Source organism: Staphylococcus sp. HGB0015, from assembly GCF_000411275.1.
GTDB lineage: Bacteria > Bacillota > Bacilli > Staphylococcales > Staphylococcaceae > Staphylococcus > Staphylococcus schleiferi.
The window spans coordinates 197,680-215,713 of record NZ_KE150417.1 but is presented as its reverse complement, the minus strand read 5'-3'; the positions used below and the strand labels follow the sequence as shown (position 1 = coordinate 215,713).

Annotated in this window: 16 protein-coding genes and 3 pseudogenes; 8 read left to right on the top strand and 11 right to left on the bottom strand. The window is 35.0% G+C overall.

Features of this window, described 5'->3' with window-relative positions; translation table 11 throughout:
• Positions 1-77: 77 nt before the first annotated feature.
• From HMPREF1208_RS01045 to HMPREF1208_RS01035, 3 genes and pseudogenes are all read right to left on the bottom strand, one after another.
• Positions 78-1,055: pseudogene (locus HMPREF1208_RS01045) on the bottom strand (DUF1002 domain-containing protein).
• A gap of 16 nt (positions 1,056-1,071) precedes the next feature.
• On the bottom strand, positions 1,072-1,932 hold the full coding sequence (locus HMPREF1208_RS01040) for a DNA/RNA non-specific endonuclease (protein ID WP_016424479.1): 861 nt from the start codon (positions 1,930-1,932) through the stop codon (positions 1,072-1,074).
• 12 nt (positions 1,933-1,944) lie between these two features.
• Positions 1,945-2,193, bottom strand: coding sequence for a hypothetical protein (locus HMPREF1208_RS01035; RefSeq protein WP_016424478.1), 249 nt, complete (start codon positions 2,191-2,193; stop codon positions 1,945-1,947).
• A 195-nt stretch (positions 2,194-2,388) separates the two neighbouring features.
• Here HMPREF1208_RS01035 and HMPREF1208_RS12295 point away from each other — a divergent pair, with 195 nt between their 5' ends.
• Complete coding sequence (locus HMPREF1208_RS12295; RefSeq protein ID WP_228446255.1) at positions 2,389-2,661, top strand: hypothetical protein; 273 nt, start codon at positions 2,389-2,391, stop codon at positions 2,659-2,661.
• A 394-nt stretch (positions 2,662-3,055) separates the two neighbouring features.
• A pseudogene (locus tag HMPREF1208_RS12610) lies at positions 3,056-4,354 on the top strand (ISL3 family transposase).
• Between the two features lie 152 nt (positions 4,355-4,506).
• On the opposite strand, the gene ltaS reads toward HMPREF1208_RS12610, so the two are convergent.
• The 6 genes and pseudogenes from ltaS to HMPREF1208_RS00990 all read right to left on the bottom strand — a co-directional run bounded on the left by ltaS (position 4,507) and on the right by HMPREF1208_RS00990 (position 11,087).
• Positions 4,507-6,447, bottom strand: coding sequence for a polyglycerol-phosphate lipoteichoic acid synthase LtaS (gene ltaS / locus HMPREF1208_RS01020; RefSeq protein WP_016424473.1), 1,941 nt, complete (start codon positions 6,445-6,447; stop codon positions 4,507-4,509).
• 403 nt (positions 6,448-6,850) lie between these two features.
• Complete coding sequence (locus HMPREF1208_RS01015) at positions 6,851-7,855, bottom strand: biotin-dependent carboxyltransferase family protein (RefSeq protein WP_016424472.1); 1,005 nt, start codon at positions 7,853-7,855, stop codon at positions 6,851-6,853.
• Positions 7,855-8,534, bottom strand: a pseudogene (locus HMPREF1208_RS01010) (allophanate hydrolase subunit 1). Before HMPREF1208_RS01010 ends, HMPREF1208_RS01015 begins: the two are co-directional and overlap by 1 nt.
• A 228-nt stretch (positions 8,535-8,762) precedes the next feature.
• The gene (locus HMPREF1208_RS01000) at positions 8,763-9,374 is read right to left on the bottom strand and encodes an aminotransferase class IV (protein WP_016424468.1); all 612 of its coding nucleotides are present in this window, start codon (positions 9,372-9,374) and stop codon (positions 8,763-8,765) included.
• A 2-nt stretch (positions 9,375-9,376) separates the two neighbouring features.
• A complete protein-coding gene (locus HMPREF1208_RS00995) occupies positions 9,377-10,510 on the bottom strand; it encodes a chorismate-binding protein (RefSeq protein WP_016424467.1) in 1,134 nt (377 codons plus the stop codon).
• Positions 10,494-11,087: an anthranilate synthase component II gene (locus tag HMPREF1208_RS00990; protein ID WP_016424466.1), complete on the bottom strand. Its 594-nt coding sequence runs from the start codon at positions 11,085-11,087 to the stop codon at positions 10,494-10,496. The genes HMPREF1208_RS00995 and HMPREF1208_RS00990 overlap by 17 nt, the downstream gene beginning before the upstream one ends.
• Positions 11,088-11,354: 267 nt before the next feature.
• On the opposite strand from HMPREF1208_RS00990, the gene queC reads away from it, so the two are divergent.
• The 6 genes from queC (at position 11,355) to HMPREF1208_RS00960 (ending at position 15,123) form a co-directional block, all read left to right on the top strand.
• On the top strand, positions 11,355-12,026 hold the full coding sequence (queC, locus tag HMPREF1208_RS00985; protein WP_016424465.1) for a 7-cyano-7-deazaguanine synthase QueC: 672 nt from the start codon (positions 11,355-11,357) through the stop codon (positions 12,024-12,026).
• Positions 12,023-12,454, top strand: coding sequence for a 6-carboxytetrahydropterin synthase QueD (queD, locus tag HMPREF1208_RS00980; protein WP_016424464.1), 432 nt, complete (start codon positions 12,023-12,025; stop codon positions 12,452-12,454). Before queC ends, queD begins: the two co-directional genes overlap by 4 nt.
• Positions 12,447-13,160: a 7-carboxy-7-deazaguanine synthase QueE gene (queE, locus tag HMPREF1208_RS00975; protein WP_016424463.1), complete on the top strand. Its 714-nt coding sequence runs from the start codon at positions 12,447-12,449 to the stop codon at positions 13,158-13,160. Before queD ends, queE begins: the two co-directional genes overlap by 8 nt.
• 191 nt (positions 13,161-13,351) lie before the next feature.
• On the top strand, positions 13,352-13,951 hold the full coding sequence (locus tag HMPREF1208_RS00970) for a hypothetical protein (RefSeq protein WP_016424462.1): 600 nt from the start codon (positions 13,352-13,354) through the stop codon (positions 13,949-13,951).
• Between the two features lie 66 nt (positions 13,952-14,017).
• Complete coding sequence (locus HMPREF1208_RS00965) at positions 14,018-14,272, top strand: GlsB/YeaQ/YmgE family stress response membrane protein (protein ID WP_016424461.1); 255 nt, start codon at positions 14,018-14,020, stop codon at positions 14,270-14,272.
• Between the two features lie 431 nt (positions 14,273-14,703).
• The gene (locus tag HMPREF1208_RS00960) at positions 14,704-15,123 is read left to right on the top strand and encodes an Msa family membrane protein (protein WP_016424460.1); all 420 of its coding nucleotides are present in this window, start codon (positions 14,704-14,706) and stop codon (positions 15,121-15,123) included.
• Between the two features lie 271 nt (positions 15,124-15,394).
• Here HMPREF1208_RS00960 and HMPREF1208_RS00955 read toward each other — a convergent pair whose 3' ends face one another.
• Both HMPREF1208_RS00955 and HMPREF1208_RS00950 read right to left on the bottom strand, forming a co-directional pair.
• On the bottom strand, positions 15,395-16,354 hold the full coding sequence (locus tag HMPREF1208_RS00955) for a glycosyltransferase family 2 protein (protein ID WP_016424459.1): 960 nt from the start codon (positions 16,352-16,354) through the stop codon (positions 15,395-15,397).
• A gap of 281 nt (positions 16,355-16,635) precedes the next feature.
• Positions 16,636-17,991: a hemolysin family protein gene (locus HMPREF1208_RS00950; protein WP_016424458.1), complete on the bottom strand. Its 1,356-nt coding sequence runs from the start codon at positions 17,989-17,991 to the stop codon at positions 16,636-16,638.
• Positions 17,992-18,034: the final 43 nt, after the last annotated feature.

Here is an 18,034-nt window from a genome sequence, read left to right as displayed (position 1 = left end):
TCGCTAACCTTCTTTAACGCTACATCTTTAGAATTTTTATCTATACTCAATAACACGTCAAACCTCCTATTCATTGATTAAAAAATACGATTAAATAAACTTGAAATGAAATCTATGATAGTCTGAATAATTTGTAAAATGCTATCCCAAATTTTTTGTAAAAAGTTTCTATTTTCTTCTGTGTTTAAATCTTTAGCTTTTTCCTTAGCTTTATCTAATAAATCGCCTGAATTTTTTCTATACTTTTCAAAGCGACTTTTGCATTTTTAGCAAATGCTTTAGGATCTGAAGTTAAAGCGTTAGAATTTGCAACATTAGCCCTATTTTCAGTTATCATTTGTTTTTGATTATCTGTTAAAGTTCCAGACAATCCTCTTTCATCAAGCACTTTATTAACTATGTCTTCAACTTGTTTTGGCGTAATCTGTTCATCTTGTTTTTTCTTTATATCTGCTAACTGTTGTTTAATATCTGCTATAGACGCGTTTAAAGCTTCGTCTGAATACCCATATTTATTTTGATTTTCTTCAGATATTGAAGTTAAATCTTGCATTTCTTTATTTGAGTTTTGGATATCTTCAGAATTTAATTTGTTACCTTTTTCTTCATAAGCTTTATAAATACCTGCTAACGCACCTTCTCCAGTAACTTTTTCAACTGAAGCTATATGAATTTCAGCGTCTTTAATACCTGCTGTGATTGACGCGTTTTGATATTGTTCACTTGTAACCTTTGTAATGTTATCAGGTGTGTCTATTTCCACATCTACACCATTACCCCATTTTTTATGCTTAATAGTTGTACTTGAATATATATAACTTAAATTACCACTATTAGGAATATATTTACTAACGTCATCTGTTGTTACGCTGTATGTTTCATAGTCATCTTTCACGCCTAAATCATCTTCAGTCTGTTGTAAACCTTGACCTTCAAGATCAGCGCCCTTTATAAAAAACAGGCTTATCCCAATCTTACTTTTTTTCTGCTTTGGCCATACCTGGAACAGTTAATAATAATGTTACTACTGCTGTACTAACCATTAATTTTTTCATTTTTATTTAACCCTTTTTAATAGTTATAACTACCGTCCTTATAATTAATCTGAACGCCTTCTTGTTTATTCGCAATCCAAACATTGATATTTATTGTTTGGCCGTCATCATTAATTGAGTAGGCTCTAACGTGTGAACCTCTTGGCACAAGTTCATCATCTTTATAAACGGGCGTAACTTCATAAAACACTTTTGTTTCAGGATTATCATACATTGCATTTCTTATTTGCGTTTCAGGATAACCCATGCCCCCACCTTCAGGGTCTTTATTAGATCCAACATTTTGCGCCCTAGTACCTAATGTTAAATTATGTGTTTCCATATCTCCGCCCAATGACCAGGCAAGCGAATGAGATTTATTATATATATAACCCCTATACCCATCTAATTGTAATATTTGGTTGTTTGAGTTCTCGCCTTCCCATGCCTGCTTTTCAGGGTTATATGTTCCATCTTTATACTCCCCAGCTACATGAACACCGTAATCAAATGATGGTCTTTTTTGTGCTTTTAAAGAATGACTTTGAACAGCTTCATTTGTAATCAACGCTTTAACTTTGCCTGCTCTACCGTATTTATCCAAATCAGGATAATCGGCCCAAAAACGGTCATTACCTTTTTTATTTAATAAATTTTGATCTTCCTGACTTAATTCTGTCTTGTTGTCGTTTATAAAAGCATAGTTTTCACTATTAGTTTCAGCACCAATAAGTTTTATATCTTCTTTACTGTTTTTTATTTCAGGTGTATCTGATTTACTGAAATCACTAATAGTTGTTATTAAATTATCAACTTCATTTATTGCCTTTTCTGTATCACAACCACTTAATACAATAAGTGATAATAATAAGGCTATCAGTGGTTTAAATATCTTCATTGCATTACTCCTTTACTCAAATTGTTCAGCAATCCAAAAATATTTAGTGTAACTTTTATTCTCATAATAAAATAAAGGCTTAGGCACAACTTTAAAATTTTTATTTTTGACGTGCATAGTAACATTTTGTCTTGTTACACCTAATCTTTCAGCTACTTCATTAACATCTATGAGTTGCTGTGGTTCAGAACTTTCACGAATTAAATCATCTAAATTATTACTTTGAAGCTTACCAGTATAAATAGTGTTGTTTTTCTCCATAATATACACACCTTCATTCACTGCTATTTCATGCTGTAAATGGCGGTTATAAAATGTAGGAAAATGGCGGAATGAAAATGCTGTTTTTCCTACATTTTTTATTTTCTAAAATATATAATCATGTCTTAACTCAATCTTTGAATGGAGGTTGTTTGATTGAGACATGATATATACGAAGGAGTGTTATTTTACATTATGAAAGGCATAAAACCAAATTACGCTGAGCTGGCTAGACAATATCATTGCGATCCAAGGACAGTTAAAAAATATTATGAAGCTGGGAAAGGCAATGAGTTGAAAAAATTAAAAACAAAGAAAACGGCAAAGAGAGTATCAAAATTAGAACCCTATAAAACGCTCATAGACGAAAAATTAGAGTTAGGTTGTACGGCTATGGCGATTTATAAATATATTTCTGAAAAAGGATATGAAGGCAAGTATACGATTCTAAGAGAATATTGTAAGTAAAAGAAAGAAAAGGAAATTAAAAAAGCAACTATACGGGTAGAAAAACGCCCTGGTATAGCTGCTGAAGTAGACTGGAAAGAAGATATGGTCATGCATGATAAATTTGGCAAACGTTATCAATTCAATATCTTTCTTTACGTTCTACACTATTCAAAAATGAAGTATATCACATTAACTTGGGATAGAAAACAAGATACATTATTTCAATGTTTAAAAGAATCTTTTGAGCACACTGGAGGCGTTCCTAGGTTGTATATTTTTAACGGTTGGCGAAATATTCACTGACCGTTATTTTAATTTTTGATATTAAAAAAGCACAAATATCTCTATAATTGTAAGTGCCTAAACCAACGATTAAGGAGATATTGTGCCTACCTGTAATGATATATCAGAAATGCTTGAAATTAATATCAAAAATTTAAAAATCACTCAAAATCTAGGATTACATGTTCATAAAAACGTAAAGGCATTATTATACGAAGGCCAATTGACATATCATCCCAGTGCTTGTGCGTGTTGTGGAATTAAAAATGATGCCCATTTAATTATTAAACATGGCTTTCGTAAAACGAAAGTTTATATGGGATTAATTTTTGAAAGACCTGCCTATTTAAAATTGAAGAAACAGCGCTTTTACTGTAAAGCTTGTCAACAAACCTTTACAGCTCAAACACCTTATATTCAACCCCGATGTACCATCTCAAATGAGGTCAAATGCATGATGATCCGGAAACTATCTAAAGTCATCTCTGAAAAGGATGTCGCTGAAAGTCTATGTGTATCACCTTCAACTGTCCATCGCCATTTAAAAGAGGTAAGTGATTCGGTGAAGACGCAGGCACATCATGTTTTACCGGAGCACTTAGCTTTTGACGAATTCAAATCAACGAAAGGTGTCGAAGGTGCGATGAGCTTTATTTACTGTGATAGTGTAACCCATGATATCATCGATATTTTACCTGATCGTCGCAAACATAAATGAGAAGCCTATTTTTTAAAGTTCTCTAGAAAGCAACGTGAAAGAGTGAAAACCATCTCTATAGATATGTTTCCGCCTTATATCGCACTCATTCAAGACTTATTTCCTCATGCGGAGATGATTATTGATCGCTTTCATATCGTGCAGGCTATCAATCGTGAAATCAATCGATGCCGAGTTCAAGTTATGAATGGTTTTAGGACAAAAGACAGACCTCAATATAATAAATTAAAGCGTTATTGGAAGTTACTATTAAAAGCGCCCTTAGATTTGGATCGAATGATATATCAGTCATACAGACTTTTTAAGTCTTGGCAGAGTCAATACAGTTTAGTTCAGTATTTATTGGGCCTTGATGAGAGACTCAAAGAGACATATGAAACAGGGCATCGTCTTTTAAGTGCTCTGAAATCAAACGATATCCAGCAATTACAGTTCATCTTACAGTATTCAAAGACAAAAGATATTTCACAAGGCCTCAAGCGCGTCATTCAAACATTCATCAAATACTTGCCCTATATCTCAAATACGATGCGTTACCCACATTTAACGAATGGGCCAATTGAGGGCATTAATAATAAAATAAAACTGATTAAACGGGTTTCTTATGGTTATAGAAATTTCTGGAATTTTAGGAATCGAATCTTAATCATTTCCAAGGTATTTGTAAGTGAATATAAAAAACGCATTAAACAACAAAATAACGTTGCTTAATGCGTTATCGTCTCGCCAACCGACGTTGACAAAGAACCCTATAAATAAAGGGGTCAAGACATTTATATGTCTCAACCCCTAACCATTTCAAATGGGAAAGTTATATTCCACAATGTCACTATTTGATATCAATAGCCTTATACAAACCGAAATTATTGCTTAATGTCTGCTTTTGGACCTTGTGGATATTTATATTTAGATGGATTCACTTTGTTGAAGTCTGGGTTTTTGTAGAAACGGAATAAATCGCCGTTTAAAATTTTATCGCTGACTTCTAAGTCATTTTCAACTTGCTTTTTATTTTTCTCTAAATCAGCAGGTTGTTTTTCTACTGGATGATTGTCTTTATTGCTGTATACCTTGCCATTTACATACTTGTAGTCTTTTGTTACAAAGTCACCGTTACGGAATGGCACCACTTGTTTGTGATCTTTAGACAGCATATCCGTACCAAGCATCAAATAGTTTTTCGTATCAATGCCCATTAAGTGAAGTAATGTAGGCATCACGTCGATTTGACCTGCATATGTTTCATCCACTTTTGGTTCAACACCAGGTGCTTTCAACCAAAAACCAGTCGCATTTAAGTCATTAAACTTCGCTGGCGTAATCGGTTCACCTAACAATTGAGACATTGCTTTATTATGATTTTCAGAAATACCATAGTGGTCACCATAAATCATGATTACAGAGTTGTCGTATAAACCACGTTTTTTCAAATCGTTAATAAATGCTTCTAAAGATTCATCGAGGTAACGTGCAGTTTGAATATAACCGTCGACTGTTGGGTTACCTGTATCCCCTTTCGGAATCGATGCATCTTTATCGCTTAACGTAAATGGATAATGGTTCGTTAACGTAATTAAATGAGAATAGAAAGGTTGTTTTTCTTTATCTAAGTATGATGCTGCCTCTTTGAAGAAGACTTTATCTTTTAAACCTAAGTTTTCAAGATTTTCTGGTGACATATCAAAATATGTCGCATCATAAAACTTATCAATACCGAAATGACGATATACTTGATCTCTATTCCAAAACGTTTTGTAGTCACCATGCATAACATTCGTCGTATAGCCCTCTTTTTGATGTAAGATAGCTGGTAATGATTGGTATGTGTTATCTCCTTTTAAAGAGAAAGCTGAACCTTGTGGTAAACCATAAAGACTGTTATCCATAGTAAACTCAGCGTCCGATGTTTTACCTTGACCTGTTTGGTGATAAAAATGCGGATAGTATCTAAAGTCATTATTACCAGATGAAAGTTTGTTCAAAAATGGTGTAACTTCTTGTCCATGAATCTTTTTATTAATTAAAAAGGTTTGGAAACTTTCTAAGTGGATTTTAATGACGTTTTTACCTTTAGCTTTACCGTAATACTGCATGTTCGGTTCAACATTTTTTTGCTTAGAGTAATTTAACACTTTTGTTAAATCATCTTCAGAAGCTAGTGCTTTTTGTTGATTGTTTTGAACTGTTTTCACGCCATCATAAACTGTGAAGTTATAAGGTCCTAAATATTTGACTAAATATTTATGGTCAAATGTACGTGTTAATAACTCTGGTCGATCTGTTTCTGCAAATGCTAAATTCAAGAAGAATAAAGCAATCGCTGTTGCCATCACAACTGGCACGAATTTTTTATGGAACACATTTTTACTTAACCATTTTTGTTTAAAAACAAGAATGAATAAGTACACTAATGTATCAATAAAATAAACAAAGTCATACCATTGGAATGATGCCCCAACAGCACCGCCCATTGAGTCCACATTGCTTACTTGGTTTAATGTACTAAAAGTAATGAAGTCTGAGAAAAATCGGAAATAGACGACATTGGCATAAAGTAAGAAAGTTAATAAGAAACCTCCTGTAAATATAAACCAATAGGCTTTTCTACCTTTAAAAAATAAAAACACACTTAATAGCAATGCAACTAAGCTATATGGGTTCATGAGTAAAATTAAGTTTTGTGTTAATCCTTTAACACCAAGTGACAAGTCAACATAATAAGCAAAATACGTTTTTAATGCGATGGTTAAAACCGTCAGTAGGAAAAACGCAAATATACCTATTCTTTTTTTTCCTTTTTCCATATTTGTTCCCCCGTCGTTTTATCTGTTGATTAAAATTCAATCGTTTAATAATTTCTCTAAATTTGTAAAATTCTCCACTAAAAGCTTTATTAATATGTAATATTCTTGTAATATACATGATTAAGTTCAATATAACAATATATACCCATTAAGACAAAAATTCAAGCGAAAGCCGTTCGTTTGATTGAGATTAAAATGGCTTTCAATCTGGGTTTATATTGACTTTATATTGGCTTAATATTTTAAAAAACACTGCTTTAAATTGATGTAAGGATATGCAATATAAAATTGTAATATACTCGCCTCTCAATCAGAACGTATATGATTATACATAAATCACGCTTTAAATGACTCGGCCCATAGTTGTATTTCTACATCTTGTAGATTTAACTCGTTTAAACGCTTATTTTAACAACTCGCTTTGCATTCTAAACTCTATTCCTTGGAATAATTGCTTCCGCCACTGATGATACTTCACTAAATTTTGTTCAGCTTGTAACACATCAATAAACTGAAATTTAATTTTTGAACCTTGACTTTTTTGTGCAATTTTAGATAGATGATAAGAAGCGATTGTCCCAATTTGTGGGTAACTACCTAACGTATAATGATCATTAAGCAATACTATCGGTGCGCCTTCTTTCTTAACTTGAATAGTACCTCGTTTGACTGACCGATGTGGGGGCATATCTTTGTAAAAGGCTTTAATGGATGGGCCTTCTAATATCATTCCCATACGATTGGCCTTGCTCGAAATTTGGTATTCACTTTGAGTAAAACGTTTGAGAATAGCTTCTTCAAAGTCTTCTGTACCTTTATTCGGGATGACATGCACAACATCAGATAAATAGTTAAAAGAGAGTGCATAACCATCAACACCCCATGACACAGTCTTTCGCTCTTCCAATTTTTTAAACAATTGATGATGCCTTTCGTTATAATCCCGCTTCATATTGACGGTGTCGCCATCTCTTAAACGACGACCTTGAAATCCACCTATTCCTGAAATCATGTCAGTTGAAGTCGAATTCAGCCATTCATCCAATTCAAAGCCACCTGCAATCGCAAGATATACTCGTGCACCACGATATAAATGATCAAAAGAAAGCACATCGCCTTTGTTCATTAAATACAGTTTATTAACTTGAACTTGCATTTCGTCTGTATGTGCTAAAACTTGTGCACCTGAGAATGCAATTAATGTCGGCTCCGTGAACCGAATTTTAGCCATTTTATGTGTCATTTCTAACGTCGATTCATTCCGATCATTACCAACGAGTCGATTCGCAATTTCGTGAGCGAGCACATCGAGCGCCCCACTTCGAATAACACCCATATGTTCATAGCCCTGTCTTCCAAAATCTTGAAAACTCGAAAACAATCCACTATCTTCTATGATGATGGCCATTATGCATCCCCTCCTTGTGCTACAACTGTAAACTTCACTTGGTCTCCTAACGAAATTCTTGCAAAATCTTTTTTATTCGGTTGAAATAATTGTAATGGTGTACGCCCAATCACTAACCAATCGCCGTACGTTTCAGTCGTTGTAATACCACATTTATTATTTTCCATAATAATAGAACCCGCAGGAATCACACGTGGCTCATTCGCCATATGATTGACTATAATGCGAGGATCAACGCCCGTTAAATAAGGGAAAGCTGGCGAATAACCCATCATCGATACGAAATAGTCTGATTCCGTGTGGAGTTGAATAAAAGTTTGCGCATCCATATTCAACTCCGCTAAGATTTTCTCAAAATGCAAACCGTGTATGCCCCCATATTCCACTGGCACTTTAATACAGCGCTGTTGTTTTTCAAAAACAGCATCACTGATATCAATATGTTCAATAAGCGATTTCATATGTAAAAAGGAGACGCTATTTTTAAATGTCTCATCATCATATATGCATCATAAGAAATGAGCATATCTGTTTCCGTTGGGACAATCTCAGTAATATATGGGTAATTTTGAGCGACTAAATAATTACGAATCATCAGTAACCTTTGTGTCGCTGTTGGCGTGACAGCCCCTTTTAAAGAGACCACTATCGCTTGATCCCCTTGACTATATACTTTCATTTTTCCACCTCTATTAATTATCATAAAATAAGCTTAAAACCTCAATGACACGGGGTGCCAATTCACTTATCAACCCGTATATGATTCCCCCTTGAATAATGAGCACACATAGCATCCATACATAGGCCCAAAAACGCTTTTGATGAAAAATAAGTTGATTACCTATCCATTGGCCAAGCCAGAGTACGATCATAAATCCTAATAAATATACCACTATCATAAAATCACCTAATTCTTTAGTTCAAGTGAAATAGGGACCCATTCACGCAAACTATTAATCATCCACAACTGACCACCTTGTTGTAACATTTCTAACAAGTCGCCCACTGTAAAATACTGCTCAGTAATTTTATGTTGCTCCAGTAGCATTTGGCGCATGCACCCTTGCAAAAAATCGTGTGCGTAATTGGGCGTGATAGATTGGCCGTTAAGCACGACAACAACATTCCCTATATCGAATTCTAAAATTTTTCCATCCGCATCATAAAAAAGTGCTAACTGTGTCGTATGATCATGTGTTAAATAATCGCGTTCAGATGTTTTGTAGATTCGTTGCCACGTAGGTACTTGATTTTTTGATGGTATCAACTGTGCAGTCATCTTTTTGGTTTCACCAAGCGCACCAACTTCAACTTGCATCTCCCCAGATTGATGCACAATCAGCTTGACCCGATACAGTCCACTAGGATATTGTGTTTGAACATGCTTCAAATTGTGTTGCCATCGTTCAGAGTCAAAGGGGATGTTTAATGACTGGCTCGCACTTCTTATTCTTTTATAATGATATTGAAGGCGAGCAATCTGGCCCGCTTCAAGCCGCATCGTTTCAAATAATTTCATAACTATACCTCTAATATTTTAGTTTTCGCACAAAATTCTTCATATTCTTTGTCGGGATCAGAATCAATCGTAATGCCTGCACCTACACCGTAATAAAAAACTTCATTGATCCGTTCAATCGTCCGAATCGGTACGTTGAAAATCGCACGGCCATTCGGATGAAGTAAGCCTACCGAACCACAATAAATATGACGGGGTGTCGCTTCAAGTTCATGAATGATACGCATCGTATTGATTTTAGGCGCCCCGGTAATCGAACCACAAGGAAATAGCGCACGCAGTAAATCTTGATAAGTTGTATCATCTGAAATTTCCCCTGTGACCATCGTTGTCATTTGAAAAACAGTCTGATAACGTTCGATCGCAAATGGATGTTTCACTTGAACGGTCCCTTTTTTCGCTACACGTGCAATATCGTTTCTTAATAAATCAACAATCATTACATTTTCGGCTCTGTCTTTTTGAGAAGTTCTTAACGTTTGTTCATTAGCTTGATCATCTTTCACCGTAATCCCTCGAGGCATCGTCCCTTTCATCGGTTTACTTACCAATGTACGAGGATTTGTTTCGAAATCGCCTAATTGAAAAAATAATTCTGGCGAAATAGATGCTACTTTAATTTCTTTAGTGTCTATTAATACCGTATAGTCCCCATTCGCGGTCTGAGTAAAGCGTTGGTACAAAGCTGAAATCGACATCGCATCAAAGCTTTTAAGACGCGTCGTATAGTTGACTTGGTATGTCCACCCAGCAGTGATTTCATCTTGAATTTTGCGAATGTGTTGCTTAATGGTTTCCGGCGGTGTCACGAAATGAAAACGTCCGACTGCCTTCTCTGTTCTTTCTTCCTCTTCAACAGCGTTCACTGGTGCATCAAACACATAATAGGCTGCATAAATATGATGCTTTGGTGTATGCGTAATGAAGTCGCGTTGGAAATAAGGCGCTGCCTCATAAGGCAAATAAAGCGCGACATAATAGCCTTGTCGTTGGTAGGCTTCTGCTTCATCAATTAAAGGTCCAACTTCTTCAATTTCATAAGCAATCCTTTGCTCAACGGGATGCTCAAAATGATATCGATAAGATGTCGTTGTATTTGCATCGCTATAATATTTATAATTAAACTTCACAATCATCGATAATCCCTGCTTTTCTTAAAAAATTTCTCATTTGTTCATGTCCGTACTCTGACAAAATGGACTCCGGATGATACTGTAAACCGTAAATTGGCCACTGCATATGGCGCACTGCCATCACAATGTCATCTTCATTCAACGCTGAAACGACTAAAGGCGTGTGTATTGTGGTAGGGTTAGCCATTAATGAATGGTAACGCATCACGTTAAAAGATTTAGGCAACGCATGAAATAACGTTGACCCATCATGACGCAAACGTGTCGTATGACCGTGAACCGGACGCGGGGCATGAATAATTTTTCCGCCATAATACGTCACAATAAGTTGAAATCCTAAACAGATACCTAAAATTGGGACTTCTTTCTCAAATGTGCGCATTACGTCAAACAATATTGGATAATCTTCGGGTGCACCAGGTCCCGGAGAAATCACAATAGCACTCGGTTTCAACTGCTCCAGCATAGGAAGAGATACCTCATCGACATCAATGACTTTTACTGTTTGCTGACTCTCTACCTCTAAATAATCAACAATATTATACGTAAATGAATCTTTATTATCTATCATGACTATCATTTTTTTGCCTCATTTTTATTTAATAATTCTATTATCACAAATGTGCGCATAATTGACAAAGTTCTAGCCAATTTCATTTTAAAATATAAGGATGACTTGATTTCTGCGCCTAAATGTATTACAGTATGGAACGTAATTGAATTAAAGAGGTTCCTAGCTTCCAACCCTCTATAAAAAACTAGACACCTTCCGTCTATCTTTTTATAGAGACGGCTTTTTTTATGTCTTATTTTAGGATCTCTACATAAAATAAGGAGCGAAACAATTATGTCTAAGGTGCTCAATGATGAAAAAGCAGTCGTTGTATTTAGTGGTGGCCAAGATAGTACAACCTGTCTCTTTTATGCGAAAAAACATTTCAAAGAGGTGGAGTTGGTTACTTTTGAATACGGTCAACGTCATGCGAAAGAAATAGAAGTTGCGAAAGAAATCGCAGAGGATCAAGGGCTTAAACATCATATTCTTGATATGAGTTTATTATCTCAACTAACACCAAACGCGCTGACATCGCACGACATGCAAATAAAGACGGATGAACAAATACCTAACACCTTTGTTCCTGCGCGAAACTTACTTTTCCTCTCTTTTGCCGGTGCACTCGCCTATCAAATTGGTGCGAAACATATTATTACAGGTGTTTGTGAAACAGATTTCTCGGGTTACCCAGATTGCCGTGATGTCTTTATTAAATCAATGAATGTCACGCTCAACTTATCGATGGAACGCGATTTTGTTATTCATACACCATTAATGTGGTTAGATAAAAAAGAAACATGGGCATTGAGTGATGAATTAGGCGTACTTGATTATGTGCGTCATCGTACACTTACTTGCTACAACGGCATCATCGCAGAAGGTTGTGGCGAATGCCCAGCTTGTCGCTTACGTCAACGCGGTTTAGAACAATATCTTGCTGAGAAAGGAAGTGAAAAATCATGATGCAACAAATTTATCCATCTGTAAATCATGATTATACGTACGAACTCAATAAAGACTTTAACTTTTCAGCTGCACATTTTATCCCTGATGAACGTGCGGGTAAATGCATGCGCGTTCATGGGCACACGTATTTTGTAAATATTACGATAGCAGGCGATGCCTTAGATGAACTTGGTTTCCTCATTAATTTTAGTGAACTTAAAAGTCTCATCCATGACAAATTTGATCATTATTTATTGAATGATTTAACACATTTTCAAGGCAAAAGCCCCTCTACTGAAATCGTAGCGCAAACAATTTACGAAATTGTCGCTGAACATTTAAAAGATTTACCACATGCGCCAAAATGTCTTCAGATCTTTTTACGCGAAACACCTACAAGCTATGTCGTCTATCGACCGAAAAAACAGGAGCCAAAGCATGGCTAAAATACCTGTACTCGAAATTTTTGGTCCTACAATCCAAGGTGAAGGTCGTGTTATCGGTAGAAAGACAATGTTTGTGCGCACAGCTGGATGTGATTTTCGTTGTAGTTGGTGTGATTCTAAATTCACTTGGGATGGCAGCATGAAAGATGAAATCCGAATGATGTCCGCTGAAGCCATTTTCGACCAACTTAAAGCGATTGGTGGTGATTGCTTTAATCATGTCACGATTTCGGGTGGAAATCCTGCACTCATTAAAGGGATACAAGCATTAATCGATGTTTGTCAATCCCACGGCGTCCATACCGCTCTTGAAACACAAGGAAGCCATTTCCAACCTTGGATGCGTCAAATTGATGATTTAACGATTTCACCGAAACCACCAAGTTCTGGTATGAAACAAGATTTGGAGCGATTAAATCATGTGATCGCGCAATGTGACGTGTCCCAGATTAATTTAAAGGTTGTTGTATTTGATGATGCGGATTATGAATTCGCTAAAATGATTCATCATCGCTATCCTCACCTTCCATTTTATTTACAAGTTGGAAATCCTTATCTTGAAGATCATGTCGAACACCATACTCAAAAATTACTTGAACATTATGAACAACTGATTGATCGTGTCACTGAAGATGCAGAAATGAATGAAGTATACGTGTTGCCACAATTGCACACATTAGTTTGGAGTAATAAGAAAGGCGTTTAACTCACTCAGCCTTTCATCCATATAGTATATCCTCTCTTGAGGATGGAGATTAATAGATGAAGGAAACCTGTCTGTATGACGATTTTCCTTCATCTATTAAATTTTATAAAGATTTAAAGTGTTATTAAATGCTAATAAGAGATGAGATTGATATAATGGAAAAATGAATTGCGAATAGTTAGGAGAACATAATGGCCTTATTTGTCATCTTAAACATTATTATCGTGATTGGGACATTATTAGTTGATTTACATCGACATCACTATCAATATATTCGACTCAGTTCGGTGATACTATCACTCACGTTGAGTAGTTTTGTGAACCCAATCTTATTGAATAAGCTTAATTTTATTACACTCGCCACGATGTTAATGTATTTAACATGGTTGATCTTACAATATCATTTAGATTACACGCATCATGCATTTAAAATTCGACACCAAAAATTCTTTATTGGTATTTTGACCATTATGGTTAGTATTTTATTTGTCATTTTGGCACGGACATCTGAAGCATCGATTTATATGTCTGTACCGTATTTAGCCCCTGCCATTTTTCTATTTGGTGGGATATTACAATTTTCAACTACGTTAAACTCACCGCGTTTTTCAAAATTTTATCAAGTTTTGAAAATAAAGCATCCCATTTGGATGGGTGGCACTTTGATTCTCTTATCAATGATTACAATGGTTAGCCTCACGCCTTTTTGGTACCTTTTTGTGATAGTTTACATCGGCTTTTGGGCAACGTTAACGATTGAAAAAATATTTATCTTACCAAAAAATGATTAAACTATCCATAAATGTGGTATTTACTTGTAGAACCTTATGGTATAGAAAAAAAAGGAGGCATACACTATGGGTTTTATAATTATGTTAATCGTCGGTGGTCTTATCGGTTGGGCTGCTGGAGCAATTTTAGGTAAAGATATCCCAGGTGGTATTATTGGTAACATTATCGCTGGTTTAGTCGGTTCTGCAATTGGTAGCTGGCTATTCGGTCATTGGGGCCCATCATTAGGCGGCGTTTATATTTTACCAGCATTAATTGGTGCAATTCTTGTTATCGCAATTGTGTCATTAGTATTAGGTAAAATGCGTGGTAAAAAATAAATTTGAATATTAAAATACATGGGCCTTGGCTCATGTATTTTTTTATGTATAAAAAAAGGTATTAAAGTATCGTGTTTGTATAACACTGTCATCCTTAATGCGCCTTGATAAACGCTACATAACTACCATTCATCAATCCGCGACTTTATCCTCAGAAAGCTTCTTTTTGCATTGTATAAAATTTAAATTTTAAATATAAAACGAATGTATTTTACTCACTAATATTTATTTATCTATAATATTGCTTTTTAAAATTAGTTTACATATAATACTTTTAAAGGCATACCTCTCTTCATAGTGAGGTCTTGGCCTTTTTATAACTATGATTTTGAATCTTTGAACGCAACCAATACAATCTAAATTTTACATTTTATACAGTGTTTGATGATTTATCTCTATCCACTAGATATTGATAATATGGGAGATGATTAATGAAAATGAATTATAAAGCTGCACTATTTGCACTCTTTTTAAATATATTATTTTCAATTCTAATGTTCATATTAAAGTTTAATATCGGTTTAATGATTATGGCATTTACGATTATTTTAGTTCCTGTTTTGATTAATATCCTCTCTTTATTTATGAGTAAAGAATCTTATAATATATTGACATTATTAACAATGAGTGTTTTCAATATTGCATATTATGTTATTTCTGCAAATACCATATTAAATAACTCTCATTTTCAAATCTTTGCTTGTCATTATTCCTATGAGACAAATGGCTCTATTATGAATTTAAAAGAACATTCACTTTCCATACCTCACTTGATTGTTTTCTTCTTACTTTATTTTGTGTTGAGTTTATTGTGCGCTAAAATTTATTCAAAAAGCTTAAAATTGAAATGATGCGTTTGAAAAATACAATGGTCGTACAACAAAAATGGTCATTTTCAACATCATTTGCGCGCATTTTCGTATTAGTTGTGCACTACGTGGCCTATGCATCGTTTTAAATCTATTCTAAGTTTTACAACATACACTTTGCCCTTCTTTAAAGCAAGTTCACCATTGTTTTGAAATAAAAAAAGCGTAGGAGAGAAATCGTTTTGATTTCGTCATCCTACGCTCCACAAAAAACAGTCGCCCCTATGAAGATTAAAAATAAAATTGATACTTGTTACTTTTTATCAAACTTTGGTGTTTCTACATTAGAGGCTTGCACAATGTATTGCGGTCGTCGCTTTACCTCATAATATATCCGCCCGATATACTCACCCATCACTCCAATAGAGACGAGTTGAATACCACCAATAAATAATATCGCCGCAATTAACGTAAAATAGCCGGGAACATCAACACCATGGATAAGTGTATCAACAAATAAGTAAATAATATAAACCATACTCATTAAAAAAATGAACAATCCCAAGTAAATCATTGTACGTAGTGGCTTATAATTAAATGAAATCAATCCATCTATAGCATAATTGAATAAACTTTTTATTGACCATTTTGATTGTCCTGCTTCCCGCTCAACATTTTCATATTGAATCACTTTACTACGGTAACCAATCCATGAAAATAAGCCTTTAGAAAAACGATTATACTCTTCTAAACTTACTAACGAACGCACCGCGCGTTGACTTAAAAGTCTAAAGTCACCAATGCCATCCTCTAATTCAATATCTTCAATGAAATAGTTGATCATTTTGTAGTAACAGCGCGTCATCCATTTCCGAGAAGCGTGTTCACCTTCGCGATTACGCTTTGCGATAATTTGGTCATAGCCTTCCCGGTATGCTTTTACCATATCAGGTATAAGTTCTGGAGGATGTTGTAAGTCTGCATCAATCATCACAACCGCATCACAATCTACACTATGTTCAAATCCTGCAAACATTGCTGCTTCTTTACCAAAATTTCGACTAAATGAGATATATTTAAGATGTTGCGTTTCATTGGCTGCCTCTTGAAGTATTGTAATCGTATTATCGTGACTCCCGTCATCAATAAACAACAAATCATACTCATACACTTGTGCAACACTGTCTTTTTCTAATATTCCTATCAATTGTTGTATGGTTTGATGTAGTACGTCTTTCTCGTTATAACATGGGACAATCACACGTAATTTCATTATTTGTGCACCTACTCTATCTACTTTTTCTATGTCTCATCCTTTTGTTTCTACCCATTTCCTACATAAAAGTAACGTTCATTAGAAAAGCGCGCGCTCACGCAAGGCGCTATCCCTACCTCTAAAGGATAGCATATGATCATTCGGTTTTAATCTCAAAGCCCTTTCCAGTCTATGATAGCGTCGAATATAAAATCTAAAAAAAGAGAGGAGTTGTCCACTTTATGTCATGGACACTCCTCATTAAAATCATTCACTTTTCAGTATGATGATACTTATCTTCAAGATTCTTCTTGAAGTTCATAATCATCTTCATCACGTTGTCGAGGACGTTCTAAGTTGTATTCATAACGCAACAATACATGAATTATCTGATGATTTTCGATTTCTGATATCACCCAACGATCATAAGTTGTATCGACGTAATCATCTTGTTCTAAGTCTGTATTTTGAGCTTGAAGCCAGCCCCCGATTGTATCAATATCTTCTGAGTCTTCAAAGTAAATACCAAACTTTTCTTCTAAATCGCTTAGTAGTACACGACCGTTGATTTGATATGTTTGTTCATCGAGCTCGACAATATCATTGATTTCATCATCATCAAATTCATCACGAATTTCACCAACGATCTCTTCAAGAATATCTTCCATCGTCAATATCCCAGCTGTACCGCCATATTCATCAATAATTAAGCTGATATGCACATGCTCACGTTGCATTCGAACAAGCGCATCGCTAATCCGTGTTGATTCTGAAATCATTGGTAATTCATGAATATAGTTGGCAATTTTAATTGGCACACCCGATGCATATTCTGTCAGAAATTCTTTTACGTTGATAAATCCTTTAATATGGTCTTTGTCACCATCTTCAGTAATCGGATAACGTGTGAACTGATGCTCTTTAATTGTTTCTAATAACTCATCTACATTGAAAGGTTCGTTCAATGTGATCATTTGCGTACGTGGCACCATAATATCTTTGGCATGACGCTCATCGAATGAAAAAATATTTTGCATATACGCAAGTTCAGTTTGGTTGATTTCACCACCATGATAACTGTTGTTCATAATGATTTTCAATTCTTCTTCAGACATCGCCTCATTACCAGCATTTGGATCAGCGCCAAACATTCTAATAATTAAACGCGCAGAACCATTCATTAACCAAATTAACGGTTTCATCACAAAACCGAAGTAATATAAAGGTCTCGCATATAATAATGCGATGCGGTCTGTATGTTGGATTGCTAAACTTTTAGGTGCAAGCTCACCGATAACAACGTGAATGTATGTCACGATAATAAATGCAGTCACAATTGATACGGTTGTCACAATCGCATCAGGAATATGAATGAGTCCAATCAGTGGCTCTAATAAGTGCTTAAATAAAGGTTCACCTAACCACCCTAAGCCTAGAGATGTCACTGTAATCCCTAGCTGACAGGCTGATAAATAATAATCAAGATTTGAAATCATTTTTTTTACAACACGCGCATTGCCATTCCCTTCAGCAATTAGCTGTTCAATGCGTGATGCTCTTACTTTAACTAATGCAAATTCTGAACCGACAAATACAGTAGTTAAGGCAATTAATGCAAAAAATATAAATAAATATAATATGGTCGTACTATCCAATTAGTTCCCTAATAGATAGGGATTCACCTCCGTTAATTGCATC